This is a genomic window from Phyllobacterium sp. 21LDTY02-6, from assembly GCF_023554255.2.
In the GTDB taxonomy this organism is placed as follows: Bacteria; Pseudomonadota; Alphaproteobacteria; order Rhizobiales; family Rhizobiaceae; genus Phyllobacterium.
This window is the reverse complement of the sequence record NZ_JAMJWD020000002.1, coordinates 928,505-952,079: the sequence shown is the minus strand read 5'-3', so window position 1 is coordinate 952,079 and position 23,575 is coordinate 928,505. Positions and strand designations below refer to the sequence as shown.

Below are 23,575 nucleotides of genomic sequence, written 5' to 3'. Positions count from 1 at the left end.
TGGCCCACAGGGACCCTCAGCATCATCGCCAAGCATACGCCTCCCGCCGACGTTTTTAAAGGATTATGTCGGCGCGAGCCGCACCCGGACTGCCGCAACCGCAACTGGAACCGCAACCGGAACCATTGCAGTCGCATTCCCGTTTAAGTGCCACTGCACGCTGATGCACGGTCTTCGGGGAGTCGCCACATTGAACCAGTTCTTCACCAATATCGCCAATTACGTCGCGATGCTGGCCGGGCGGCCGCTGACCTTCATCCTGTGCGTGACCATCGTCATCGTCTGGGCCGTAAGCGGGCCGATCTTCGGTTTCAGCGATACGTGGCAGCTCATCATCAATACCGGCACGACGATCATCACGTTCCTCATGGTGTTCCTCATCCAGAATACACAGAACCGCGACAGCGTGGCGCTGCAGACCAAGCTCGACGAATTGCTGCGGGTCAGCAAGGCCAAGAATTCCTTCATCGGCATCGAGCATCTCACGGAGGAGGAAGTGGAGGCCTATCGCGAACAGTCGGAAGCGGCGGCGAAGAAAGCCGATGCCGAAATGGAACGCCGCTCCCGCAAACGCGCGAGCAAGCGCACCGGCCCTGCAAAATCGGCGAATGCCCAGACGGGCACCAAGGCAAATGCCAGGGCGAGAGGCCAAAAATCGGGCAGCCAGGCGGCCAAAAGCACCGTTTGAGCCTGCTCCGGCAGCGCGATGATGCGGGATTCATGCCGCCAAAGCCGAATATGGTCAATTTGAAGGCATAATCCGCCGCAAACGAAGGCATTCAGCCCATATTTCTTGCAAACCAGCTATGCAAACTTGTCACTGCAAGTCTCGCCGGCACTCGCCTATATGCAGCTCAACAGAATGATCCACAAAATTTAAATCGCAAGGTGAGTGAAATGAACCTGATCCGCTCTTACAATAACTGGCGCCGTTACCGCGACACTGTCAACGAACTGAGCCGCCTTTCCGCACGTGAACTGAACGACCTCGGCATCTCCCGCGGCGACATTTCCTTCGTGGCAAAGAAGGCCGCTTCGGCGTTCTAAGAAATACCCCGATCGCGGCGACCTCCTCCTCCCAAGGCCGCGATTACCCAAGACGGTTTTCCTCCCAGAACCGTTCTTTGTGCAACACCCATCGCTCCTCCCAGCGGTGGGTGTTTCTTTTTTGCCTTCCGCCCAGACCTTGCGAGTTGCGCGCCGGGGACATTCTCCCTATCACTCCGGCCAGCAACGAGGACGCTTCCATGGCCGGCATTCACCACATCACGCTGATCGCGCGCAAGGTTCAGGCCAATGTCGATTTCTATGCCGGGTTTCTCGGGCTGCGGCTCGTCAAGCGCACCGGCGGCTTCGAGGATGCGGCGCAGCTGCACCTGATTTATGGCGATGCGATCGGCTCGCCCGGCACGCTGGTCACCTTCCTCGTCTGGGAAGACGGCTCGCCCGGCCGCGTCGGTTACGGCCAGCCCAGCGAGATCGCGCTGGCGGTACCGCTGGAAAGCATCGGCTACTGGCTGACACGGGCGATGACCCATAATGTCGCCGTCACCGGTCCCGCGCAGGAATTCGGCGAACCCGTCCTGCGCTTTCACGATCCCGACGGCGTCATCGTCAAGCTCGTCGGCGTGCGGCAGGCACGAGCCACGGAGCCATGGACGGGCAGCGGCATCCCCGCCGAAAGCGCGATCCGCTCCATCCATGCCGCAACGGTGCTGACGGAGCAGCCGGAAGCGACCGCGCAATTCCTCCAGCATTATTTCGGTTGCGATGCACGGGAGCAGAGCGGCACCATCACCCGCCTGACCTCGCCGGCCGGAGACCATGTCGACGTGCGCGATGCCTCCGGCTTCTGGAGCTCGGCGCCGGGCACCGGTACGATCGACCACATCGCCTTTCGCGCCGACGACATTGCGGCGGTCTCGACCGTCTTCGACAGGTTGATCGCGGATGGGGCCGATGCCACCGCCATACATGACCGCAAATATTTCCATTCGATCTATGTGCGCGAACCGGGCGGCAGCCTGCTCGAGCTCGCCTCGGACGGGCCGGGCATGCTGCTGGACGAGCCCTATGAAACGCTCGGAACGAAGCTGTTCATCCCGCCGCATTTCGAGGCCGAGGCGGAGAATTTCCGCATCGTCCTGCCCCAGTTCGGGATGCCCGGCGAGAAAAGATTCATCTACCGCGACCTGCCGTTCATCCACCGTGTCCATCTGCCGGAGGAGGCCGAGGATCTGACGCTCGTGCTGCTGCATGGCTCGGCGGGAAGCGAGACCAGCCTCATGCCGCTGGCGGCAGCCGCCGCACCCGGGGCAAGGCTGATCGGCCTGCGCGGCCGCAGCACCGAGGAGGGCATCGCCCGCTGGTTCCGCCGCTATGGCCCGCTGAGCTTCGACCAGGCCGACATCCGCTCCGAAGCCGAGGCATTCAATGCCTTCGTCGAAGGCGCGGTGGAGGCCTATGGGCTCGATCTCGACCGCACCGTTTTCATCGGCTATTCGAATGGCGCAAACCTGCTCGCGGCGATGATGCAGCTTCACCCCGGCCTCGTGAACAACGCCGTGCTGCTTCGTGCGGGGAAGGTGCTTAAGGAGACGCCCGGGGCGGATCTGTCGGGCGCGAAAATCCTGATGGTGGTCGGCGAACATGACGTCTTCGGCGCCCACGCCGCCGGCCTAGAGGCGGATTTGCGGGCCGCAGGCGCAGAGATCGACACATTGAGGATCGATGCGGGGCACGAGACCGGACCGCTCGATATCGAGGCGGTCCGGTCGTGGCTGGCGGGCTTCAGAGCGGCTTGAGGCCGGCTTCGATGGCTTCGCGCTTCGGCTCCAGGAATGGCGGCAGCGACAGAGCCTCGCCCAGCGTCTCCAATGGCTCGTCGACGGTAAAGCCGGGTCCATCCGTTGCGATCTCGAACAGGATGCCGTTCGGCTCCCTGAAATAGAGCGAGCGGAAGTAATAGCGCTCCACCTCGCCGCTGGAAGGCACGCGGAAGCTCTTCAGCCGCTCGGTCCATTCATGCAGCTGGGCGATGTCGGGCGCGCGGAAGGCCACGTGATGCACCGCTCCGGCGCCCTGCCGCGCGGCGGGAAGCTTGGGTTGGACCGCCACGTGAAGTTCGGCCGCCGGGCCGCCCTCGCCCATGGCGAACACATGCACATCCCCTTCGCCGTCCGGCGACGGATATTCCCGCACCTTGCTCATGTTCATGATGTGCACGAGGATGGCTTCCGTATTGGTTATGTCCGGCACGCTGATCACGATGGGTCCCAACCCCCTGATCTGATGCTCCGCCGGCACCGGGCTCCTGTCCCAGGGATAGGCTTCGCCGCTGCCGCCATCATCGACGAGGCGGAACCTCTGGCCTTCCGCATCCTCGAAATCGAGCGATGCGTGGCCGCCGGTTTCGGTGACCTCGCCCGATGTCACGCCGAGCTGCGCGAACCGTGCCTTCCACCAGTCGAGGCTGGCGCGGCTGCCGACCCTCAGGCCCGTGCGGGCGATGCTGTGCGTGCCCCGGCGTTCAGGCGTCGCCGGCCAGTCGAAGAACGTAAGATCGGTGCCGGGCGTCGCCTTTCCATCCGCATAGAACAGATGATAGGCGCTCGTATCGTCCTGGTTGACCGTCTTCTTGACCAGCCGCAGGCCGAGGGTCTGCGTGTAGAACCGCACATTCTCCGGCGCATTGGCCGTGATCGCGGTCAGATGATGAATTCCCGTCAGTTGCAAGCTCATGAGAGCCTCCTTGGTTCGATTGGGCCGGGCAATATTGCCGTTGGCTGCAATATCGAGGCTTCCGGGCGCCGCATAAAGCCCGCAAATTCCGTATCCGGGTTCGACAGCATCGAACCATAAGCGCTGTTTGCGCTGTTCCCGGTCGATCTTGTGCGATACAGTCGCACCATGAACTGGCGTTTTGACGATCTTCTCACTTTTCTCGACGTGATGGAAACCGGCAGCATCACGGCTTCCGCGGCACGGCTCAACCTGTCGAAATCCGTGGTCAGCAAGCGGATAGCCGATCTCGAGGCCGCGCTTGGCGTCGAATTCTTCCAGCGATCGCCGCGCAAGCTGCTGCCTTCGGCGCATGCGGTGGATTTCATGGAGCAGGTTCGCCCGCTGGTGAAGGACATCATGGACGCTGCCGAGACCGCCGGCCGGCGCAGCGGCGCCGTGCGGGGCACGCTGCGCATCACCGCGCCGATGACCTTCGGCACGCTCTATCTCGGCAGGATGATCGCCGACTTCGCCCGCCAGTACGGCGAGCTGGAACTGGCCGTGGAGTTCGACGACCGCATGACCGACCTCGTCCGCGGCGGCTATGATGTCGGCATCCGCATCGGGGTGCTGAAGGATTCCAGCCTCGTCGCCCGCAAGCTCTGCGAGGACCCGCGGATCGTCTGTTGCAGCCCGTCCTTCGCGCGCGAACACGGCCTGCCGCAATCGATCGAGGCGCTCGGCGATTATAGCTGCATCGATTATTCCAACGTCAATACGAGCCAGCTCTGGCAATTCGAGAATCCGGCAGATCCGCACGAACCGATCGCGGTTGCGATGCGCGGCAGGATCGTCACCAATAATGGCGAGGTGATGCGCGACATGGCCGTTGCGGGGCTTGGCCTGGCGCTGCTGCCCATGTTCATCGCCGCCGAGTCCCTGCGCAACGGAACGTTGATCCCCGCCCTGCCGGGCGCCACGCCGATACCCTATGCGATCCATGCGGTGTACCCGCCGACACGCCACGTTCCGCCGAAAGTTCGCGCCTTCATCGACCATGTGGTCCGCCATATCGGCAACCCGCCGATCTGGCGCCTCAGCGCGCAGTCACCGGCTTCCGGCAGCTGAATGCGATACAGGCAAGCCGAATCACTTGACCCTGCCCGGCGGCGACCGACGCGCGCATGGAGCGGTTTTTGGCGTCACTTTGCGAAAAAACCCCGTAAACACTGGGTATAAACGTGCATTTTGGGTTGTGCTGCTGATGACAGACCGGCCGCCCCATGCCATACAGACCCCTCCGATCAACGAATATACTGAGGAAACCGCCAAATGAATACGTCCGATCTCGTTGAAAAGCTCGTAGCTGATCAGGGTCTTACAAAGGTTCAGTCAAAGGCGATTGTTGACAGCATTCTTAAAAACATCACCGATTCAGTTGTAGCTGGCGATGAAGTTTCGCTGCCAGGCTTTGGCAAGTTCAAGGTACAGGCGCGCGCTGCTCGTGAAGGCCGCAACCCTGCAACAGGCGCAACCATCAAGATTGCAGCTTCCAAGAAGGTCGCGTTCCAGCCCGCAAAGGCGCTCAAGGATGCGCTCAACGGCTAATGTCGCGATCAATGGCATAAATTAACAAGGCGGCCTTTGTGCCGCCTTTTTAATTTTGCCGCTTTAGGTTAAAAATCATCCGCTGCTTCGCCATAAATCCGCCCTCACTCCATGACAGGGGACATCTGCGTGATCGCGAATTTGTGTGGTCGCAGTAAGTCTTTATCAACTATAACGGGTGCATTTAGTAGATTGGACCCGCGGTCGAACCGACCAGACGGACGTTTTTGTGGCCACTGCAACAGTTGAAGCGATGAAGATACCGACCAAGATCCTTGCGCCCCTGATGCTCACGCTCTTCCTTGCCGGCTGCCAGGGATCGTCGATCGACGACATGGTTCCGAATGGCGCGAACACGCCCATCCCGCCCAAGCTGGTGAAGGTGATGAAGACCAAGGGCATGACGACGACATCGCCGATCATGGTCCGCATCTTCAAGGAAGAGAATGTCCTCGAGATCTGGAAGCAGAAGGACAATGGCCGCTACGACATGGTGACCAGCTACCAGATCTGCAAATGGTCGGGCAAGCTCGGTCCCAAGTTCATCGAAGGCGACCGCCAGGCACCGGAAGGCTTCTACGCCGTCCGTCCCGCCCACATGAATCCGAAATCCAACTATTACCTCTCGTTCGACACCGGCTTCCCCAATGCGCTCGACCGTGCGCTTGGCCGCACCGGCGCCAACCTCATGGTGCACGGCGCCTGCTCTTCATCCGGCTGCTACTCGATGACGGATGCCCAGGTGGCGCAGATCTACGCCTTCGCGCGCGACGCCTTCAAGGGCGGCCAGCAATCGATCCAGCTGCAGGCATTCCCGTTCCGCATGACCGCCGCCAACATGGCGCGCTACAAGGATGACCCCAATTACGCCTTCTGGAAGAACCTGAAGGAAGGCTATGATCATTTCGAGATCACCAAGGTGCCGCCGAAGGTGGATGTGTGCGAGAAGAAATATGTCTTCAACCACACGACCGATCCCAATGCTCCGATAGCCGCCACCAGCATCTGCCCGCCGGCGAACCAGCCGGAATCGCTGCGCATGGCCTATCAATCCTATCAGAGCACCTATGAATCCGCTTTCTCGTCCATGGCCGGCAAGGGCAAGACCCAGCCGCCGAGCCGCTCGATCAAGGGCCTCGAGGAAGCCCGGATCATCGCCGACTGGAGCGCACGCCGCGCCCGCGGCGAACGGGTGACGATGGAGCCGCCATCGCTTTCGCCGCAGGACGAGGGCTCTGCCTCGAAGCCGCAGGTCATGGTGCGGCTGGCTTCGGCTGTCGCAGCCGACAAGGCGAAAGAGGAAAAGGAAGGAAGGCGGACCCGCATGAGCCGGCCAGCCTCCCAGACCGCAGCGACCACGGCAACGCCGCCGGGCACTTCGCCGCAGACCACGGCGTCGATTGCGCCGGCGCAGCCTGCCCAGACGCAGGCACAGCCGACGCAGGCACAACCGACGCAAACGCCCGCCCCCGCCAAGAAGGCCTGGTGGAAGATCATGGGCGAATAAGCCGATGACGGACCAGGAAATCTATGATCTGCGCGGGCTGAACTGCCCGCTTCCGGTGCTCAAGACCCGGCGGAAATTACAGGATTTTGCGCCCGGCGCGCGTATCTGGGTGGAGACGACCGATCCCCTCGCCGTCATCGACATGCCGAATTTCTGCATGACCGAGGGCCACCGCCTGATCGAAACCGTCAATGTCGATGGCGGGCACCGCTTCCACATCGAGCGCGGCTGACCTACTGCGAAAGCTTCATGCCTGAAATTGCCAGCGGATTGTCCTGCATCGCCGCCCGGTCGGGCGTGTCGATCTGCGGCTCGTTGAGGAACGCCGCGAACAGCTGCCGCACATAGGTTTCCGGCAGGTCCTTGACGATCATCACCAGCCGCGTTTCCCGCTTTCCGGCCGGCCAGGCCGGCAGCCGCGCCGGCGGATGGAATATCTGCTGGACGCCATGCAGCACGAGCGGATGTTCCGGATCGTCTTCCAATTGCACAATGCCCTTCACCCGCAGCAGCTTCTCGCCATGCGCCGAGCGCAGCAGGTCGATGAACATGTCGAGCGCCGACAGCGGTATCGGCCGGTCATGGGTCAGCGAGAACGAACGGATCGACGCGTCGTGCCGGGTGACGTCATGATGGTGATGATCGTGCGAACCATGGTCGTGATCATGATCATGATCATGGTGGTGATGATCGAGACTGTGATCGAGACTGTGATCGAGACTGGCGCGCTCCCGGTCCCTGTCGCGATAGGCCTCGCTGTTCAGCCAGCGCTGCACATCGACGGTCTTGGTCTCGGGATTGTAGACGCCGCATTCGAACAGCCCGGCATAGCCGGCGCGCTGTTCCGACGCGTCGATGATCTCGGCGCCGGGATTGAGATCGGCCAGCCGATCGCGCAGGAGCCTGCCCTGCCCCGCCGCCTGGCGCAGGTCGCCCTTGGTCAAGACGATGCGATCGGCCACGGCGGCCTGTTTCACGGCTTCCTCATGGGCATCCAGCGTTGCCATGCCATTGACCTGGTCGATGGCGGTGATCACGCCGTCGAGGCGGTAGGCATGCAGCAATACGGGGTGGCCCATGATCGCATGCAGCACCGGCGCCGGATCGGCGAGGCCTGTCGTCTCGATGACGACGCGCTTCAGCCGTTTGATCCTTCCGGTTTCCAGCCGGTCGATCAGGTCGGCCAGCGTGTCGACGAGCTCGCCGCGAACCGTGCAGCAGAGGCAGCCATCGGACAGTTCGATAATGCCCTCGCTGGCCTTCTCCACCAGCAGGTGATCGATGCCGACATCGCCGAACTCGTTGATGATCACGGCGGTATCGGAAAGCGCCGGGTCCTTCAGCAGCCGGTTCAGCAGCGTCGTCTTGCCGGCGCCGAGGAAGCCGGTCAGCACGGAAACGGGTATCGGCGCGGCAGCCATCAGTTGATCGCGGCCCTAGCCGCATTGCCGGCATCGCTCAAGGCGCGTTCCGGCCGCTGTCTCGGCACGGGAATGCGGTTCATTTCCATGCCGAGCGCATTGAGCTTGGCCGGGAGCAGCGCCACCTTCTCCGCCACGGGCTGGCGGTCCATGCGCTTCATATAGGGCGAGCCCGCGACGATATGGCCCTCGAGATCCTTGCCGTCCCAGCTGTCCGAGCCGGACGTCTTGGAGCAGACCTCGGGCCGCATGTTGATCGCGACATCCCTGGTCGCCTCGCCATAGGGCTGCAGCGTCTCGATGGTCTGCCCGGTGCCGCGCCCGGAGGCGCTCGTCTCGAAGCCTTTTGCCAATAGCTCCGCGGCCTTGGTCGCCCGCGAGGAAAGCTTCAATTCGCCGAGGACCACGGCGACGATCGTCCTGCCATTGCGCGTTGCGGAGCCGATGAGATTATAGCCGGAAGGGCAGACGAAGCCGGTCTTCATGCCATCGGCGCCCTCGAACCGGCCGATCAGCGCGTTGAGATTGGGCTGCGGTTTCTTGCCGCCGTAATCGATCGCCTCGATATCGAAATAATGGGCGAATTGCGGATAATCGCGGCGCAGATGCCATGTCATGATCGCAAGGTCGTGCGCCGTCGTATAATGATCGTCGGAATGCAGCCCGTTGGGATTGACGAAATGCGAACCGGTCATCCCGATGCGCCGGGCCTCCTCGTTCATCAGCGCCGCGAACTTCTCCGAGGAACCGCCCAGCGTTTCGCCGACGGCCATGGCGATGTCATTGGCGGATTTCACCATCATGATCTTCAGCGCGTCGTCGAGCGTCAGTTCCGAGCCGACCTTGTAGCCCATCTTGCTTGGCGGCTGCCTGGCGGCGAGCGCGGTGATGCGCACGGGCGTGTCGAGCCTGACCTGGCCGGATTCCAGCATGCGGAAAGCGACATAGACGGTCATCAGCTTCGTCAGCGAAGCCGGATACCAGCGCTGGAACGCATCCTTTTGCGACAGGATCTCGCCCGTGCCGGCATCGAAGGTGATATTCGCCTCGGCGCGTGCCGAAGAAACGGCGCCAGGGGCCGAAAGCGTTGACAACGCCGCGCCAAGTAGAAAAAGTGCTACAGTTTTCCGCATTCCTGAAACCCAGCCTGTCTGTATAAACGTGGAAGGCGGCCGATGCTGCGCTTCACGTGGGGCGGCAATGGCCTTATCTATCTTATGTGGCAGGCAAAAGGCAAAGCCCTTTAATCGCCATAAAAATTGCAATGAACCTGGAGTGATCCCCGAATGCCCTTGCTCAATCGCGCCATCGACATGCAGGAAGAAGTTGCGCAGTGGCGACGCCATCTGCACCAGCATCCGGAATTGATGTTCGACGTGCACCAGACAGCGCAATTCGTCGCGGAAAAGCTGCGGGAATTCGGCTGCGACGAGATCGTCACCGGCATCGGCCGCACCGGCGTGGTCGGCATCATACGCGGCGCGCGCGGCGAAGGCGCGACGATCGGGCTGCGCTCCGACATGGACGCCTTGCCGCTCGTCGAGATCACCGGCAAGCCCTGGGCATCGCGGACAGCGGGAAAAATGCACGCCTGCGGCCATGACGGCCACATGGCCATGCTGCTCGGGGCGGCGCGCTACCTTGCGGAGACGCGCAATTTCAGCGGTTCGGTCGCAATCATCTTCCAGCCCGCCGAAGAGGGCGGCGGCGGCGGCCGCGAGATGGTCAAGGACGGCTTGATGGAGCGCTTCGCCATTTCGGAAGTCTATGGCATGCACAATATTCCGGGCCTTGCCGTCGGCGAATTCGCCATCTGCAAGGGCCCGATCATGGCCGCCACCGACGAATTCAACATCACCATCGACGGCAAGGGCGGCCACGCCGCGCAGCCGCATACGACCATCGATCCGGTCGTCATCGGCGCGCAGCTCGTCGGCGCCCTGCAGACGATCGTTTCGCGCGGCACCGATCCGCTGGATTCGATCGTCCTGTCCGTCACCAAATTCCACGCGGGCGACGCCCATAACATCATCCCCGAAAAGGCCGAGCTGGCCGGAACGGTGCGGACATTGCGCGCCGAATCGCGCGACTTCGCCGAACGGCGCATCAAGCAGGCGGCGGAGGGCCTGGCTTCGGCATTCGGCGGCAGGATCGAGGTCGAATATATGCGCAATTATCCGGTGACCTTCAATCACGGGCGCGAGACGGAATTCGCCACGAAAATCGCCCGCACCGTCGCCGGCGACGGTCTGGTGGACGATGAAGCCGCACCGATGATGGCGGGCGAGGATTTCTCCTACATGCTGGAAGCGCGTCCCGGCGCCTTCATCTTCATCGGCAATGGCGTCAGCGCATCGCTGCACAACCCCGCCTATGATTTCAACGACGAGGCCATCCCGCACGGCATAAGCTATTGGGTGCAGCTGGCGGAAAATGCACTGGCGCCCGCCGCCTGACGCCATTTTCGCCATCTTCGGACTTGGCCTTTGCGACGAAAAACAGTATGTCTCGGCCGATGGTCCCGTAGCTCAGTAGGATAGAGCGACAGATTCCTAATCTGTAGGCCACTGGTTCGAATCCAGTCGGGATCACCACCTCCATCGCTCCCAGCCCGATACTCATGTTGCATCGTGTTGCGACTGGCGGAAGCTGATTTCCATCGATCTTCTGCGACACTCGGTGGCAAGCGCAAGCCTGCACATCGAAGGGCTGCCACGGCGCTGGCAGTTCGATATTTCAAATTTAATTCAATAATGTATATGGTCCGACTCGCACTCTGAATGCCGCGATCTGGAAAAATTAGCGCCTTGATAAGAAAAGTGTGTTGACTTATATGGCAACAATACATCAACTCGAAAGAGAGGGAGTGTTAGCAAGAATCCAGTTCAAACTAACGCGCTTTGAGTTTCCTTCTCGGGAGCTATACGCATCTCCTGGTCTTGTCGAGTGGATCAAGGGACCGCTGCACAAAATGAAACCGATCGACAATTTGAACAGTCAACCGCGCGAACAAGCTCATGCGCTGTTGAAGAAGTTTGTCCTTGGGGGAAGTTTTACGACACCACGGATGTTTAGACAGCTTCGGCCCTTGGAAAGCGACGTCTACGAACTGAAAACTCCGGACCTGCGCTTCTTTGGTTGGTTTCATCAGCGAGACAGGTTTCTGGCAATATGCGCGGAGCATATCGAAGTGCTGAAGGAACCAGAGAGCGGTCCCCTGCGATACGACGCTTTGATACGAGAGGTTTGTGCTTTTCGCGATACGATAGACTTGGATGAACCCAAATGCCTGACGGGAGCGCGTGTTAGCGATGTCATATCTCTTTGAACTAGACCCGAAGGCGGAAGCAGCATCTGCCCTCATTTCCGATGTTGGATCGCAGCTTCAAGAGGCTGTTCTTTGCGAGCGGGCTAAAAGAAAACTTACTCTGCAAGAAATTGCCAACCGCTTGGACATTGGCCGCGCCCAAGTGCATCGTATGCTGTCAGGACACAGCAATCTAACCTTAAGATCGCTGGCCGAGATAGTTTATGCACTCGACTATACCGTGACGATCAATATCGAACCGAAGACCAACGAACGTGACTGTAACTTTTTCGAACCACATGAGTTCAGAACCATATTGGGAAAGACTCCGCCGTCTCAGAGCCTTTCGCAAGTGATTTATGAGTTTGACGATGCCTGACCTGTCCGGACACGTAGTCTTCTGCGAAGATATTCGATCGGAACTTGGGGACCAGGTAAGTTATATCGGAGTGTATCCCCGAAACCGGGGGACATTCGAGGTTGATGACGATGGCGATATTGTTCTTTCGAGATTCGCTTTAGCCTGTTATCTGGCGATGCCAGTTGAGTTTAAAGGCGAAAGCCCATCGTTAACGATAACCCAAATAGATAAAAATAAACGGGAAAAGCAAATCGCGTCAGAAATACTTCCTGAAATTCCGGATCGATCAGAACGGGAAGTAGTTACCGCAATGCTGCACTTTCAGTTCCAAGGTGTTCTCGCAAAGCCAAGCGATATAATTGTGGTCGATTTGTCGGTTGCTGGAGAAACTGCCAGGATCGGTTCGTTCCGGTTCGCTCCCAAGAAGCCCTCTGCGGGCTCCTCGAAGCCAGACGAAACGAATCCATAGTCCGCATTGTGCTTGCATTGCGAGGGTATCTTACAGCTCATTATGCTGGAGCACGTTAGCTTTCCAACAAGGTTGACATGACTTGTAGGATCGCCCGTACGCCGAAGTCGGGATCACCACCCTCCATCGCTCCACATCGGAACCATCTTTTCGCTCCGTGGTTCGTTTTCAAACGGAGAGAGTGGATGACAGAATATTTCTGGTTTTTCGTCGTCGTGGGTGGGCCCGTCATCCTGGGCATCGTCATCGCCTATGGCATGGCCAGGCGGCGGCGGCTGACGGCAGCCGAGAAGACGGCGCGGGATCGCCAGACCCGCGCGGGCTATCATGACCGCAGCGACATGTGACCCCGCACAGTAAGTGTGGCCGGCTCAGGAAATCCGCAGCGCCAGGATCAGCAGATAGCCGATAGCGGCAAGTGCCCCAAGAGAGAGCGTGGCGGCGGCTATCACCCTGCCGCCGGCATGGGCGATAGTGCGGATATTCACCGACAGGCCAAGCGCCGCCATCGCCACCAGCGTCAGCGCTTCGGCCGCGTCGGCGACGGGCCTCTGAACCGCATCCGGCAGGAGCCCCATCGACTGCATCGCCATCATCAGCCCGAAGCCGACGATGAACCAGGGCAGGACAGGTGCCGACCGCCGCGCGCCTGCATCCCTGCTGATCGTTCCGAGAACCATCAGGACCGGACCAAGCATCAACACGCGGACGAGTTTCACCAGCGTGCCGATCTGCACGCTCAGCGCTCCCGCGGGAGCGGCGGCCGCCAGCACCTGCGGCACGGCATAGACGGTCATGCCCGCGAGAACGCCGTATTTCGATGCGCCCATTCCGGCATAGGCGTAAAGCAGCGGCAGGAGGAAGACCGTGGCGATCCCCAGCACCGCGGTGAACGCCAGCGCGGCGGCGATTTCCTCGCGCCCGGCCTTGATGACCGGGGCGACGGCGACGATCGCCGAGTTGCCGCAGATGGAATTGCCACAGGCAATCAGCGTGGCAAGCCTCGGCGCAAGGCCCATCCAGCGGCCGATCATATAGCTGACGCCGATCGAGACGAACACGGCCAGCGTGATCCCGGCGACGAGAGCCAGGCCGGCGCCCTGCAATGCCTGCAGGCTGATCGAAGCCCCGAGCAGCACGATCGCGACTTCGAGCAAGGTCTTCGAACTGAACATTATTCCGGCCTCGAAGCGACCGCCCGGCGCCAGCGCCTGGGCGACGACCAGCCCCAGCGCGATAGCCAGGATCGGCCCGCCCAGCCAGACAGCACCGGCAAGCGCGAACTCGGCCTTCGTCGCGACAAAGGCGGCCGCGGCGACGCCGAAGGAAAGGGCCATGCCAGGCAGGCAGTTGATCAGGTTTTTGCAGGACGGAATTTCATTGTGCATCGTACCTGAAGAATAGGTCACTCGATATATCGACTTCCATCGAATATTATTCTACAAATCATTCGATAGGATCGAACGATCATGACATTCGAACAATTGGCCATCTTCGTTGCCGTCGCCGAGCGCGAGCATCTCACCCGCGCCGCTGCCGATATCCATCTCACGCCGTCCGCCGTCAGCAGCGCGATCAGGAACCTCGAGAATTTCCATGGCGTCGAGCTTTTCCATCGTGTCGGCCGCCGCATCGAACTGACCGAGCTCGGCCGCGATTTTCTCGGCGAGGCCAAGGCGACATTGGCGCGCGTGCGCTCGGCGGAACTGCTGCTGTCCGAACTCGGCGGCCTCAGCCGGGGCCGGCTGGCGCTATGGGCGAGCCAGACCATTGCGAGCTACTGGCTACCCCCGGTCCTGATGCGTTTTCACCGGTCCTATCCGGGCATCGAGATCGACCTCAAGATCGGCAATACCCGCTCGGTCGCCGAGGCAGTATTGAATGGCGAGGCGGAACTGGGCTTTGTCGAAGGGGTTTTCGACGCGCCCGTGCTGGCCTCGCGCGAAATCGCCGAGGACGGGCTGATCGTCATCGTCGCCCCGGATCATCCATGGGCGGCGGGCGAGCCGCTCGGCGTCGACGATCTCGTGCAGCGGACGAGCTGGGTCTTTCGCGAGGAGGGTTCGGGGACGCGCTCGGAATTTCTCGCCGCCATAGCGAGAATGGGCGCCGATCCGCGCGAATTCCGGGTGGCGCTGACACTGCCTTCCAATGAAGCCGTGCTTGCCGCCGTGGCGGCGGGCAGCTGCGCGGCCGCGCTTTCCGGCGCCGCCGCCCGGCCCTATCTCCAGCAAGGCTTGATCCGCGTAGCGTCGTTCGATCTTCCGCCGCGCCGCTTCCGCATGCTGCGGCACAAGGAAAGGCGCGGCAGCAAGGCGTCGAAGATGCTGGAAGACCTGTGCACGGCGCGGGGCTGATCGCGCCTAGGCCATCCTTCGGTAGAGGCTGAGGCTCGCATAGTTCTTCCTCGGCCCGATCACGCGCCAGCGCTCCGCCCATTCGTCATTGCCGCGAAAGAAGAAGCGCCCGCGATAATCATCGGCGCCGCAGAGATGATGCACCCGCTGGTCCGGCATCGCGGCAAGCGTTATGAACGGACGGCCATCGGCGAAAAACACCTCGATGCCCGTGTCCTTCGCCACGAGATCATACTGTCTCGTCGCAGGAAACTCGTTTGCGCCGAGTGAAACGGTTCCGGTTTCGGCGAAGCTGCCGCCGTCGATCGTCGCCGTACCGGCGAAGCGGTAACTCGACCTCGCCAGATAGTCGATGACAAGGCGGCGGACCATCCACCTGCCTTCATAGCGGGGCGCGGCGTTGTCAGCCGGCATGTTCTTCCCATTTGCAGGCGGCGACATAGATGGCGGCCAATTGCTCGAAACCCGCCCGGTCGAGGACGTCGAAGCGGCCCGGCGAGGGACTGTCGAGATCGAGCACGCCGAAGACCCGATCCCGATGGATCAGCGGCACGACAAGTTCGGAGCGCGAGGCGGGATCGCAGGCGATATGTCCGGGGAAGGCGTGCACGTCTTCGACGATGATGGATTCGCCCTTTTCCATGGCGGTGCCGCAAACGCCGCTGCCGATGGCGATGCGAACGCAGGCCGGCTTGCCCTGGAACGGCCCGACGACGAGTTCGCCTTCCGGCCGGAGAAAATAGAACCCGGCCCAGTTCAGGTCCGGCACCATCTGGAAGATCAGCGCCGCGGTATTGGCGGCATTGGCGGTCGGGTCGCTCTCGCCATCCAGAAGCGCGCCAAGCTGTGTCGCCAGCTCGCGATAGAACTCGGATTTGTCGTCCTGGACGATCTCTTGTGCCGCAAACATCGCTGGCTCCTCTGTCTCGCTTTTCGGCCCCTGCCGCGGATCATGTACAATCACAGTTCGATCGTTATAGATAGGGTCTCGATCATTGCGGTCAATATGAAGAGAGGGAGCAAGTGCGAGGCGGCCTGAAGACCCATGTTCGCATCGATTTCCCCGACAGGCAGCGCCTGGGCCCGGGCAAGATGCAGCTTCTCGAACTCATCCGCCTGACGGGCTCCATCTCCGCTGCCGGCAGGGCAATGGACATGTCCTATCGCCGCGCCTGGCTGCTCGTCAGCGCCATGAACGCGATGTTCGCCGCGCCCGTGGTCGATTCCCAGCGCGGCGGCAGGCAGGGCGGAGGCGCCGCGGTCACGCCATTCGGCGAAGAATTGCTGCAGCGCTATCGCGCCATGCAGGAAAAGGTGGATCAGGCGCTGGCGGGCGATTTCGAATGGATCAACGCGAACCGCGCGCCCGACGCTGACGATTGAAGCTGACCCTGTAATAAAGCCCGCAGGTGAGCGCTGCGAACACCAGCGCAAGTGCGCCGACGATCGCCGCGCCGCCCCAGAGCGACAGCCAGTCGCCGACCTGGGCCGAGTGCGGATCTTCCGGATCATAGAACACCTTGACGATGTCGCCGGCTTTGTTCGTCGGTTCCGATGAACTCCATGCCGAGGAAAATTCGATCACTTCGCCGGAACCGGAGCGGAATTCCACCACCGGATAATAGAGCATCTGCCGCTTGCCCGGCTTCTCTTCCAGCCTGACCACCCGGCCCTCCGCCTGTTCGGCATTGCGAATGAAGAGGCGTTCCTGGATGACGCAGAAGCCGAACACGCCGAACAGGATAGTGGTGACTGCAATGAGCAGTCTTCTATGCCAGACCGTCGCTTTCATGGCGTCCCGAATTCCTCAACCGCGTTCCAGATAACGCATCACCGGCGTCACCGCAATTCCGTGCAGGATGATGGAGATCAGCACTACGAGCGAAACCGTCACCCAGAGAACATCCGCTCGGGCGAAGCCGGCATGGCCGAGCGCATAGGCGAGGTAATAGAAGGAGCCGAGGCCGCGAATGCCGAAGAACGAAATCGCGGCGGCCTCATGCGGCGGTATGCGGCTGCCGATCAGCCCGATCCAGCCGCAGATCGGCCGCACCAGAAAGATGATCGCGAGCGCCGTGGCGAAGATGCGCCAGTCGAGCGCCGCAAACACCGTCCCCTCGGCGATGGCCGCGCCGAAGCAGACGAGGACGACCATCATCAGCAGCCGCTCGATCTGCTCGGCGAAATCATGCAGGTCTTCGTGATAGCCGCTGTCCCGCTCGGCATTGCGCAGCGTCAGCGCGGCGACGAAGACGCCGATAAAGCCATAGCCATGCGCGATCTCGACGAGCCCATAGCTGAGGCAGGTTATGCCGAGCGCCACGAAGCCGTCGCCGGTTCGCGCCAGCTTTGCCGGTTGCGGCAGGCGGAATGTCAGATAGCCGAGAATCTTGCCGACGCCCCAGCCGATGCCCGCGCCTGCGCCGATCCGCCAGATGACGTCATAGAGCATCCAATGGCCGAACCACGCGCCGTCATGGGCCGATATGCCGGCAATCGCTATGGCGAGATGCACGAAGGGAAAGCTCAGCCCGTCATTCAGCCCCGCCTCGGATGTGAGCGCAAAGCGAACCTCCTTCTCCTCGCCGGACTGGGGCGGACCGACCTGAACGTCGCTGGCCAGCACCGGATCGGTCGGAGCGAGCGCGGCGCCCAGCAGCAATGCCGAGGCGACGCCAAGCCCGAGATAGCTCCAGCCGAGCACCGCGATCGCAAGGATCGTCAGCGGCATGGAGATCGCCAGCAGCCGCCACGTCGTCTGCCAGCTGCGCCAGCCGAAGATCCTGTCGATCTTGAGCCCGGCGCCCATCAACGAGATGATGACCGCAAATTCCGTGACTTTCTCGGTAATATAGCGGCTATCGAGCGGATTTTCTCCGAGAACGCCGGATAATGGCGGCCAAACGAAGATCGTGCCGAAGGCGATGCAGATGATGGGCAGGGAAAGCGGATAATCCTTCAGCACCATCGGCAGCCACGCCGTCAACAGCACGACCAGTCCAAACAGCGCCAGGAGGAGAATGTGGGTGTCCAGCGGCGGCATGGCCGGTTACGCCCGGGCCGCGGAAAAAGACCGGCGACAGGTCAAGGCGCCCCCGCGGCATCGCCTGGCTTTACGGTGGCAGTGAGGGTTTCCATGGCGTTTTTCCTTCGTGGGGACTGCTCAAAAACCCTCCGGAAGCGGCTTTGGTTCCACCATGGCAGGCGGGAGCGCTGGTCCAGACGCGGCGGCTCTTCAATTTTATGAATGAATGGCTGAAATCATCTGAATATTCACGCTCTGCCAATTGCTGTAGAGGAGAGGTCAATCCGGAAACATGACATGGCCACTTCCTCGTCCGACGCTGCCCCAGCCACCAATCATCTCGCCCTGGCAGCATTGCTGCTCGGCGGCATGGCCATCGGCGGTTCGCCGATTTTCGTTCGCCTGTCGGAAGTCGGGCCCATGGGCACGGCCTTCTGGCGCGTGGCGATCGCGTTCCTGCCGCTGCTGCTTTGGCCCAATCCGGCGGGAGCCATTGTCAGGAATGCCCGCCCGCAGGGCCTGTCCGATTATTTCTGGCTGGCGGCCCCGGGTGTCTTCCTTGCCGCCGATCTCGCGGCCTGGCATCTCGCGCTCCACATGACGTCTGTCGCGAACGCTACCCTTCTGGCAAATCTGGCCCCGATCTTCGTCACGCTCGGCAGCTGGCTCCTGTTCAGGTCCAGGGTCAGCGGCGTCTTTCTGATGGGCCTCGCCCTTGCCGTCGTCGGCGTCATCGTGCTCAAGGGCGGGCCGGCCGCGCTTGGCGACGGCCACCTCGCCGGCGATGCGACGGCCGCTTTCGCAGCGGTGTTCTATGCGGGCTATATTCTGGTCATCGGCCGCCTGCGCTCGCGCTTTTCCACGCGGACGATCATGCTGTGGAGTACGGCGACGGCTGCGGTGTGCATGCTGCCGATCGCGCTGATCTTCGAAACCGATCTCCTGCCGCTGACAATGTTCGGCTGGGCGATGCTGGTCGGCCTCGCCTTCGTCTCCCATGCGGGCGGGCAAGGCATGATCACCTTCGCGCTGGCATTTCTTCCCCCGGCCTTCTCCTCGCTGACGCTGCTGCTCCAGCCTGTCGTCGCAGCGATCCTCGCCTGGGTCCTGCTCAGCGAGCCGATCGGTCTCGTTCAGGCGATCGGCGGCGTCATCGTCATCTGCGGCATCCTTGTCGCCCGGCGCGGATGATCAGGCCGAAAGCCGCGCCAGGAACGCCTGATCTAGCCCGGCCTGGCCGAACCAGTTCAGCCGGTTGATACAGACATTGCCGCTATCTATAAGGTCGTTCTCGTCGCCGGCTTCGGTGCTGTGCGCCCGGCCGCGCGGCACGATGAGCGTGGTCAAGTCGCCATCGCTGGCCGTGACTTCAGAGCGGGTCGCGATCTTGTCGCGGCCGATGCGCGGCTGCCGGATCGGAGCGGGCAATGAATGCGGGAGATTGACGCCCAGCCAGTGGCCCTCCAGCACCCAGTCCTGCCGCTGCTGCCAGGCGGCCCGGATGAAAGCGGCGAGCCATTCGACATCGCCGTCGCCGGGTTCGAAATTCTTCACGCGGGAAAAGCCGATCGCCGGCACGCCCCAGAACGATGCCTCGCGGGCAATGCCCAGCGTGCCGGAATAGACGATATCCTCGGCGACATTCCGGCCATCATTGATGCCCGACAGAACGATGTCGGGCCGTTGCCGATCCTTGAACAGCCAGGTCATCGCGGTCACGACGCAATCCGCCGGCGTTCCCGAACAGGAAAAGCGGCGCGGCTCGATCTCGCGCATCACCAGCGGCCGGCCCACCGTTATGGATGCGCTTGCCGCAGTGCGCTTGCCGTCCGGCGCCACGATCCAGACATCGTCGCTGATCCTGGCGGCAGCTTCGGCAAGCACGCCGAGACCCGGCGCCTCTATTCCATCGTCGTTACAAACGAGTATTCGCATGCGCATGCCTCACAGAAACAGATGGTCGCCGGATATAATGGCGTCGTCGAGCCTCGGCATATGCGCTTTCAGGGCTTGCAACGCGCCACGCTCGCAGGAATGGCCGACCGCCAGTGGCTGACCGGCCTCGTGCCAGATTTTCACGTTTGCCGGCCTCGTCGGGTGCGTCGGCAGGCGGATCCACGCCGCGCGGCCCGCCCCGTGCAGCGAACTTGCCGGCGTATTGGCCGGAATATGGCCGGTCAGCAGAACGGGATAGTCCTGCGCGGCGGCGGCGGCGATGGCTTCAACCGAGGGGCCGGCGCTGCCCATGCCGTCAAAGGTCAGCAAGGGGCAATCGGGCAGCGCATCGCCGTCCGACCAGTCCACCGCCCGTTGCAGCTTGCGCTCAAGCAGCGCGCGGGCGCCATGCTTCAGCGCATTGCCGGCGGAGACCTGCGCCGCAATGGCGTCGCGCATCGACGCATGGACGGCGAAGCGCTCCGGCAGGATGGCGATCAATTCCAATGGCTTGCCCGATAGCGGTACCGGCAGGAGGCAGCCGCTGGACTGTTCTTCTATCCAGGCCTTTATGGCATGGGCGCGATCCGCCCCTGAAATGGCGTCATCGCCATAGGAGGCGTCGAAGACCAGCAGGTCGCAGGCCGGTATCGGGTCCATGGCGAAGACAGCGCTGTCGGGAACGATGTCGGCGGTGTAGACGATGCGCCTGCCCTCCAGCCTCGCCGCATACCAGACCCCGCCGGCGACATGGCCGGAGCGGCCGGTGCCGACCTCGATGCCGCCTATGGTGATATCGTCGCCGGGTTCGAACAGTTCGACATGCGCCGCAAGCTCCGGCAGCGCGCCGAGATGCTCGGCCTCGCCATATTGTGCGAGCATGGCCGGCATCTCGGCCAGAGTTTCCGCCGTCATGGCGATGCGGCCGCGAAAGCCCTGCGCCCAGAGCCAGGCCAGGCCGCCAATATGATCCTCATGCGCATGGGAGATGAACACCGCGTCGAGTGCCGCCGCGGCGTCGGCCTCGATCATGGGGTAGTAGTCGCGCCCCTTCGCGCCGACCTTGATGCCGGCATCGAAAAGCAGGTTTGAATTGCCCTCGGATATGCCGAGGCTGGTGCGGCCCTTTTCACCAAAGCCGCCATGGAAGTCCACGCGCATCAAGCTGCCCCCTCGGCGGGTATGACCCAGCCCGACCCGATGGAAATGCGCGCGGTGGCGCCCTCCTCCAGCCGGTGCGGATCGGCGAGCTCGAAATGCAGGTCGACGGATTCATCCGCCTTGGCGACTGCCTCGATGCGCGAGCCGCCGCCCTTGTAGACGCTGCGCCTGACGATGACGCCGATGGGGCCATCGCCGCCGGCGCTGATATCGGCCGAGCGTATGCACACCTTTGCATCAGCGGTCACGCCTTGGCCTTTGCGGCAGCGGAATTCCGCCTCCTGTCCCAGCACCCGCACCCGGCAGCGACCGTTCGTCTCGTTGGAGAGAACTTCGCACGGTACGACCATGCCCTGCGCGATGAAGGAAGCGACCATTTCCGTTGCGGGCTCCTCGTAGAGTTCGCGCGGCGTCGCGAACTGGATCAGGCGGCCGCGATCCATCACCGCAATCCGGTCCGCGAGGGCCATGGCTTCCGCCTGGTCGTGGGTGATGTAGATGATCGTCGTGCCGGTGCGCTTGTGAAAGGCGGCGAATTCATCCTCCATCGCGGCGCGGAGATGCACGTCGAGATTGGCAAGCGGCTCATCGAATAGCACCAGCGACGGCGCGGATACGAGGCAGCGCGCAAGCGCCACGCGCTGGCGTTGGCCGCCGGAAAGATTGGCCGGCCGGCGGTCGCCATAACCCTGCAGATCGACCAGTGCCAGCGCATCGGCCACCCGCTTCTCCCGCGTCGCCCTGTCGACCTTGGCGACTTTCAGGCTGTAGCCGACATTTTCCGCCACGGTCATGTGCGGCCACAGCGCGTAGTTCTGGAAGACGATGCCGACGCGCCGCAGTTCCGGCGGCACGCTCTGCCCGGGCGCGGACATCACCTCGCCGCCGACGATGATCTGCCCGGCGTTCAATTGCTCGAAGCCCGCCACCAGCCGCAGCAGCGTGGTCTTGCCGCAGCCCGAAGGGCCGAGCACGGCAACGAACTCGCCATTGGCGACATTCATGGAGACATTCGAGACGGCGTCATGATCGCCGAATGTCTTGGTGACGTTTTCAAGCTTCAATCCCGCCATGGGAGTACTCCGGATGGTAGATGCCGTGCAAAGAGGTTGGTGAAGAGCATCAGCACGAAGGTGACCAGCACGGTCAGGGTCGAGACCGCGGCGGCATAATTGGAATCGCCGCCCTGTTCGAACGAGAAGATGACGACGCCGATCGTCTCCGAGCCGGAGGCCCAGAGCAGCGCCGAAACCGTCAATTCGCTGAAAGCGGTCATGAATATCAGCACGCCGCCCGCCAGCGTCGCCGGTGCGACAAGCGGGAATACGATGGTCCGCAAGCGGCGATACAGACCGGCGCCGGCGACCTGCGCCGCCTCTTCGAGCGACCTGTCGATCTGATGCAGCCCGCTGATGGTCGGCCGCAGCGCAAGCACCAGGAAGCGGGCAAGATAGGCATAGAGGATGATCCAGATCGTATTGTAGATGTGGAGCCCGATCACCGGCAGCGGCTTGAGAAACAGCAGCAGCGAGGCGATGGCCAGCACCACGCCCGGCAGCGCATAGGGAAGCTCGGCGGAAAGATTGAGGAAACGTGTCCACCAGCGCTTGCGCCAGGTGATGAGATAGGCGAGCGGCACCGCGATCACCACGGCGAAGGCCGCGGCGGCCAATGACAGGCCGAAGCTGTTGAAGAAGGCGCGCCTGGCGGCCGCGTGCTCGAACAGGACGAACTCGTAATTGGCGAGGGTGACCGTCTTCATGGTGAGCGGCACGCCATAGGCCGCGACGAGCGAGGTCAGCAGCAGTCCGAGGATCGGCAGGACCAGCACCACGATGACCACCAGCCACATCAGCAATTCGGCGAGCGGCCGCCACTTTCCAAGCGTGAATGGCGCGGCGGTGAGAGAGGCGGATGTGATACGATAGTCGCGCCGCCTGGCGGCGAAATCCTGCGCCAGTATCCCCGCCATCGCGATCAGCCCGATCAGCATGGAGAGGACGGCGACCTCCGACAATACTGCGGGCCCGCCGCTTGCAAGCCGCTGATAGATCAATGTCGGCAGGACGAGATAGCCGGCGGGAATGCCGAGAAAGGCGGGAATGCCGAAATTCCCGACGCAGGAGACGAAGGCAAGGGCGGTCGCCCCGATGATGGAAGGCGTCATCAATGGCAGGATGATCGTGCCGACCACCGTCCACCGCCCGGCGCCGCTGCTCAAGCCCGCCTCGACCAGTTCGCGCGGCAGCTTGCGCAGCCCTGCCCGCACCATCAGGAACACCAGCGGCGCATATTGCACGCCGAGCAGCGCGATGATGCCGCCGGTCGAATAAAGCGGATTGCGGGTGCCGAGCGGCGGCGCCATGCCGATAAGCTTCAGGAAGGGGCTCGCCGGGCCGAAAAGCTGCAGCCATGCAAGGGCGGTCACCTGCGGCGCGATCAGCAGCGGCACGACGTAGAAAAGCACGAAGGGGCCACGGCCGCGCACATCGGTCAGGCTGACGAGAAGCGCAACCGCCGTGCCGAGCACGACGGCAAGCAGGGTGCCGCCAATGCCGACCTGAAGCGAATGCAGCGTCGCCGTCCAGGTGGCCGAACCCGAGAGCGCGGCGATGGTGGGGGCCGCCGAGAGGCTGCCCTGAGGCATGACAATTTCGAATGCGAGACGAAACATCGGCACGATGGACAGCATCGCCACGAT

Annotated in this window: 27 protein-coding genes and 1 tRNA gene; 16 read left to right on the top strand and 12 right to left on the bottom strand. The window is 62.3% G+C overall.

The window, feature by feature from the left end; genetic code table 11:
* Positions 1-190: 190 nt before the first annotated feature.
* The 3 genes from M8997_RS10985 to M8997_RS10975 all read left to right on the top strand — a co-directional run bounded on the left by M8997_RS10985 (position 191) and on the right by M8997_RS10975 (position 2,804).
* A complete protein-coding gene (locus M8997_RS10985) occupies positions 191-688 on the top strand; it encodes a low affinity iron permease family protein (RefSeq protein WP_371929548.1) in 498 nt (165 codons plus the stop codon).
* A 209-nt stretch (positions 689-897) separates the two neighbouring features.
* Positions 898-1,047 (top strand): DUF1127 domain-containing protein, encoded by a 150-nt coding sequence (locus M8997_RS10980; protein WP_250020039.1) that lies wholly within the window; start codon positions 898-900, stop codon positions 1,045-1,047.
* Between the two features lie 200 nt (positions 1,048-1,247).
* Complete coding sequence (locus M8997_RS10975) at positions 1,248-2,804, top strand: VOC family protein (RefSeq protein WP_250020040.1); 1,557 nt, start codon at positions 1,248-1,250, stop codon at positions 2,802-2,804.
* On the opposite strand, the gene M8997_RS10970 is transcribed toward M8997_RS10975, so the two are convergent.
* Positions 2,791-3,741: a ring-cleaving dioxygenase gene (locus tag M8997_RS10970; RefSeq protein WP_250020041.1), complete on the bottom strand. Its 951-nt coding sequence runs from the start codon at positions 3,739-3,741 to the stop codon at positions 2,791-2,793. The genes M8997_RS10975 and M8997_RS10970 overlap by 14 nt on opposite strands.
* Before the next feature lie 168 nt (positions 3,742-3,909).
* Here M8997_RS10970 and M8997_RS10965 point away from each other — a divergent pair, with 168 nt between their 5' ends.
* The 4 genes from M8997_RS10965 (at position 3,910) to M8997_RS10950 (ending at position 7,070) form a co-directional block, all read left to right on the top strand.
* Positions 3,910-4,851: a LysR family transcriptional regulator gene (locus tag M8997_RS10965; protein WP_250020042.1), complete on the top strand. Its 942-nt coding sequence runs from the start codon at positions 3,910-3,912 to the stop codon at positions 4,849-4,851.
* Between the two features lie 204 nt (positions 4,852-5,055).
* Positions 5,056-5,331 carry an HU family DNA-binding protein gene (locus M8997_RS10960; protein ID WP_250020043.1) on the top strand — a complete coding sequence of 92 codons (276 nt, stop codon included), beginning with the start codon at positions 5,056-5,058 and terminating at the stop codon, positions 5,329-5,331.
* A 253-nt stretch (positions 5,332-5,584) separates the two neighbouring features.
* Positions 5,585-6,838, top strand: coding sequence for a murein L,D-transpeptidase family protein (locus M8997_RS10955; protein WP_250020107.1), 1,254 nt, complete (start codon positions 5,585-5,587; stop codon positions 6,836-6,838).
* Between the two features lie 4 nt (positions 6,839-6,842).
* Positions 6,843-7,070, top strand: coding sequence for a sulfurtransferase TusA family protein (locus M8997_RS10950; RefSeq protein ID WP_250020044.1), 228 nt, complete (start codon positions 6,843-6,845; stop codon positions 7,068-7,070).
* Position 7,071: 1 nt separating this feature from the next.
* Here the strand turns inward: M8997_RS10950 and M8997_RS10945 are convergent, their stop codons facing one another.
* Both M8997_RS10945 and M8997_RS10940 read right to left on the bottom strand, forming a co-directional pair.
* Entirely contained in the window at positions 7,072-8,259 is a 1,188-nt protein-coding gene (locus tag M8997_RS10945) for a GTP-binding protein (protein ID WP_250020045.1), read from the bottom strand.
* Positions 8,259-9,392: a D-alanyl-D-alanine carboxypeptidase family protein gene (locus tag M8997_RS10940; RefSeq protein ID WP_250020046.1), complete on the bottom strand. Its 1,134-nt coding sequence runs from the start codon at positions 9,390-9,392 to the stop codon at positions 8,259-8,261. The genes M8997_RS10945 and M8997_RS10940 overlap by 1 nt, the downstream gene beginning before the upstream one ends.
* A gap of 153 nt (positions 9,393-9,545) precedes the next feature.
* Here M8997_RS10940 and M8997_RS10935 point away from each other — a divergent pair, with 153 nt between their 5' ends.
* From M8997_RS10935 to M8997_RS10910, 6 genes are all read left to right on the top strand, one after another.
* Complete coding sequence (locus tag M8997_RS10935) at positions 9,546-10,715, top strand: M20 aminoacylase family protein (protein WP_250020047.1); 1,170 nt, start codon at positions 9,546-9,548, stop codon at positions 10,713-10,715.
* A 61-nt stretch (positions 10,716-10,776) separates the two neighbouring features.
* Positions 10,777-10,853: transfer RNA gene (locus M8997_RS10930), tRNA-Arg, on the top strand.
* A gap of 230 nt (positions 10,854-11,083) precedes the next feature.
* Complete coding sequence (locus tag M8997_RS10925; RefSeq protein ID WP_250020048.1) at positions 11,084-11,587, top strand: hypothetical protein; 504 nt, start codon at positions 11,084-11,086, stop codon at positions 11,585-11,587.
* Entirely contained in the window at positions 11,571-11,945 is a 375-nt protein-coding gene (locus tag M8997_RS10920) for a helix-turn-helix domain-containing protein (RefSeq protein ID WP_250020049.1), read from the top strand. Before M8997_RS10925 ends, M8997_RS10920 begins: the two co-directional genes overlap by 17 nt.
* Entirely contained in the window at positions 11,938-12,396 is a 459-nt protein-coding gene (locus tag M8997_RS10915) for a hypothetical protein (protein WP_250020050.1), read from the top strand. Before M8997_RS10920 ends, M8997_RS10915 begins: the two co-directional genes overlap by 8 nt.
* 185 nt (positions 12,397-12,581) lie before the next feature.
* The gene (locus M8997_RS10910) at positions 12,582-12,743 is read left to right on the top strand and encodes a hypothetical protein (protein WP_250020051.1); all 162 of its coding nucleotides are present in this window, start codon (positions 12,582-12,584) and stop codon (positions 12,741-12,743) included.
* Between the two features lie 24 nt (positions 12,744-12,767).
* On the opposite strand, the gene M8997_RS10905 is transcribed toward M8997_RS10910, so the two are convergent.
* Positions 12,768-13,805, bottom strand: a complete 1,038-nt coding sequence (locus M8997_RS10905; RefSeq protein WP_250020052.1) for a putative sulfate exporter family transporter — start codon at positions 13,803-13,805, stop codon at positions 12,768-12,770.
* 60 nt (positions 13,806-13,865) lie between these two features.
* Here M8997_RS10905 and M8997_RS10900 point away from each other — a divergent pair, with 60 nt between their 5' ends.
* On the top strand, positions 13,866-14,753 hold the full coding sequence (locus tag M8997_RS10900; RefSeq protein ID WP_250020053.1) for a LysR substrate-binding domain-containing protein: 888 nt from the start codon (positions 13,866-13,868) through the stop codon (positions 14,751-14,753).
* 6 nt (positions 14,754-14,759) lie between these two features.
* Here M8997_RS10900 and M8997_RS10895 read toward each other — a convergent pair whose 3' ends face one another.
* On the bottom strand, positions 14,760-15,167 hold the full coding sequence (locus tag M8997_RS10895) for a DUF6314 family protein (protein WP_250020054.1): 408 nt from the start codon (positions 15,165-15,167) through the stop codon (positions 14,760-14,762).
* The gene (locus M8997_RS10890) at positions 15,157-15,663 is read right to left on the bottom strand and encodes a GAF domain-containing protein (RefSeq protein ID WP_250020055.1); all 507 of its coding nucleotides are present in this window, start codon (positions 15,661-15,663) and stop codon (positions 15,157-15,159) included. Before M8997_RS10890 ends, M8997_RS10895 begins: the two co-directional genes overlap by 11 nt.
* Before the next feature lie 113 nt (positions 15,664-15,776).
* Between M8997_RS10890 and M8997_RS10885 the strand changes: the two genes are divergently transcribed.
* Positions 15,777-16,136 (top strand): winged helix-turn-helix domain-containing protein, encoded by a 360-nt coding sequence (locus M8997_RS10885; protein WP_250020056.1) that lies wholly within the window; start codon positions 15,777-15,779, stop codon positions 16,134-16,136.
* Here M8997_RS10885 and M8997_RS10880 read toward each other — a convergent pair.
* Complete coding sequence (locus M8997_RS10880; protein ID WP_250020057.1) at positions 16,102-16,545, bottom strand: DUF3592 domain-containing protein; 444 nt, start codon at positions 16,543-16,545, stop codon at positions 16,102-16,104. The two genes, M8997_RS10885 and M8997_RS10880, sit on opposite strands and share 35 nt — an antisense overlap.
* 15 nt (positions 16,546-16,560) lie before the next feature.
* Positions 16,561-17,787 (bottom strand): sodium:proton antiporter, encoded by a 1,227-nt coding sequence (locus M8997_RS10875; protein ID WP_250020108.1) that lies wholly within the window; start codon positions 17,785-17,787, stop codon positions 16,561-16,563.
* A gap of 288 nt (positions 17,788-18,075) precedes the next feature.
* Between M8997_RS10875 and M8997_RS10870 the strand changes: the two genes are divergently transcribed.
* The gene (locus M8997_RS10870; protein WP_250020058.1) at positions 18,076-18,969 is read left to right on the top strand and encodes a DMT family transporter; all 894 of its coding nucleotides are present in this window, start codon (positions 18,076-18,078) and stop codon (positions 18,967-18,969) included.
* On the opposite strand, the gene M8997_RS10865 is transcribed toward M8997_RS10870, so the two are convergent.
* From M8997_RS10865 to M8997_RS10850, 4 genes are read right to left on the bottom strand one after another with little or no spacing between them, the layout of a single operon-like run.
* The gene (locus M8997_RS10865; RefSeq protein ID WP_250020059.1) at positions 18,970-19,713 is read right to left on the bottom strand and encodes a 5'/3'-nucleotidase SurE; all 744 of its coding nucleotides are present in this window, start codon (positions 19,711-19,713) and stop codon (positions 18,970-18,972) included.
* Between the two features lie 9 nt (positions 19,714-19,722).
* On the bottom strand, positions 19,723-20,874 hold the full coding sequence (locus tag M8997_RS10860; RefSeq protein ID WP_250020109.1) for an MBL fold metallo-hydrolase: 1,152 nt from the start codon (positions 20,872-20,874) through the stop codon (positions 19,723-19,725).
* Positions 20,874-21,947, bottom strand: a complete 1,074-nt coding sequence (locus M8997_RS10855) for an ABC transporter ATP-binding protein (RefSeq protein ID WP_250020060.1) — start codon at positions 21,945-21,947, stop codon at positions 20,874-20,876. Before M8997_RS10855 ends, M8997_RS10860 begins: the two co-directional genes overlap by 1 nt.
* Complete coding sequence (locus M8997_RS10850) at positions 21,935-23,566, bottom strand: iron ABC transporter permease (RefSeq protein WP_250020110.1); 1,632 nt, start codon at positions 23,564-23,566, stop codon at positions 21,935-21,937. The genes M8997_RS10855 and M8997_RS10850 overlap by 13 nt, the downstream gene beginning before the upstream one ends.
* Positions 23,567-23,575 lie beyond the last annotated feature (9 nt).

Coding starts and splice junctions, on each gene's coding strand:
- M8997_RS10870 (WP_250020058.1), top strand. CDS start 18,076: ATGGCCACTTCCTCGTCCGACGCTGCCCCAGCCACCAATCATCTCGCC.
- M8997_RS10850 (WP_250020110.1), bottom strand. CDS start 23,566: ATGCTGTCCATCGTGCCGATGTTTCGTCTCGCATTCGAAATTGTCATG.
- M8997_RS10980 (WP_250020039.1), top strand. CDS start 898: ATGAACCTGATCCGCTCTTACAATAACTGGCGCCGTTACCGCGACACT.
- M8997_RS10865 (WP_250020059.1), bottom strand. CDS start 19,713: ATGCGAATACTCGTTTGTAACGACGATGGAATAGAGGCGCCGGGTCTC.
- M8997_RS10950 (WP_250020044.1), top strand. CDS start 6,843: ATGACGGACCAGGAAATCTATGATCTGCGCGGGCTGAACTGCCCGCTT.
- M8997_RS10920 (WP_250020049.1), top strand. CDS start 11,571: ATGTCATATCTCTTTGAACTAGACCCGAAGGCGGAAGCAGCATCTGCC.
- M8997_RS10965 (WP_250020042.1), top strand. CDS start 3,910: ATGAACTGGCGTTTTGACGATCTTCTCACTTTTCTCGACGTGATGGAA.
- M8997_RS10915 (WP_250020050.1), top strand. CDS start 11,938: ATGCCTGACCTGTCCGGACACGTAGTCTTCTGCGAAGATATTCGATCG.
- M8997_RS10910 (WP_250020051.1), top strand. CDS start 12,582: ATGACAGAATATTTCTGGTTTTTCGTCGTCGTGGGTGGGCCCGTCATC.
- M8997_RS10855 (WP_250020060.1), bottom strand. CDS start 21,947: ATGGCGGGATTGAAGCTTGAAAACGTCACCAAGACATTCGGCGATCAT.
- M8997_RS10960 (WP_250020043.1), top strand. CDS start 5,056: ATGAATACGTCCGATCTCGTTGAAAAGCTCGTAGCTGATCAGGGTCTT.
- M8997_RS10970 (WP_250020041.1), bottom strand. CDS start 3,741: ATGAGCTTGCAACTGACGGGAATTCATCATCTGACCGCGATCACGGCC.
- M8997_RS10975 (WP_250020040.1), top strand. CDS start 1,248: ATGGCCGGCATTCACCACATCACGCTGATCGCGCGCAAGGTTCAGGCC.
- M8997_RS10935 (WP_250020047.1), top strand. CDS start 9,546: ATGCCCTTGCTCAATCGCGCCATCGACATGCAGGAAGAAGTTGCGCAG.
- M8997_RS10895 (WP_250020054.1), bottom strand. CDS start 15,167: ATGCCGGCTGACAACGCCGCGCCCCGCTATGAAGGCAGGTGGATGGTC.
- M8997_RS10880 (WP_250020057.1), bottom strand. CDS start 16,545: ATGAAAGCGACGGTCTGGCATAGAAGACTGCTCATTGCAGTCACCACT.
- M8997_RS10955 (WP_250020107.1), top strand. CDS start 5,585: ATGAAGATACCGACCAAGATCCTTGCGCCCCTGATGCTCACGCTCTTC.
- M8997_RS10890 (WP_250020055.1), bottom strand. CDS start 15,663: ATGTTTGCGGCACAAGAGATCGTCCAGGACGACAAATCCGAGTTCTAT.
- M8997_RS10860 (WP_250020109.1), bottom strand. CDS start 20,874: ATGCGCGTGGACTTCCATGGCGGCTTTGGTGAAAAGGGCCGCACCAGC.
- M8997_RS10900 (WP_250020053.1), top strand. CDS start 13,866: ATGACATTCGAACAATTGGCCATCTTCGTTGCCGTCGCCGAGCGCGAG.
- M8997_RS10945 (WP_250020045.1), bottom strand. CDS start 8,259: ATGGCTGCCGCGCCGATACCCGTTTCCGTGCTGACCGGCTTCCTCGGC.
- M8997_RS10940 (WP_250020046.1), bottom strand. CDS start 9,392: ATGCGGAAAACTGTAGCACTTTTTCTACTTGGCGCGGCGTTGTCAACG.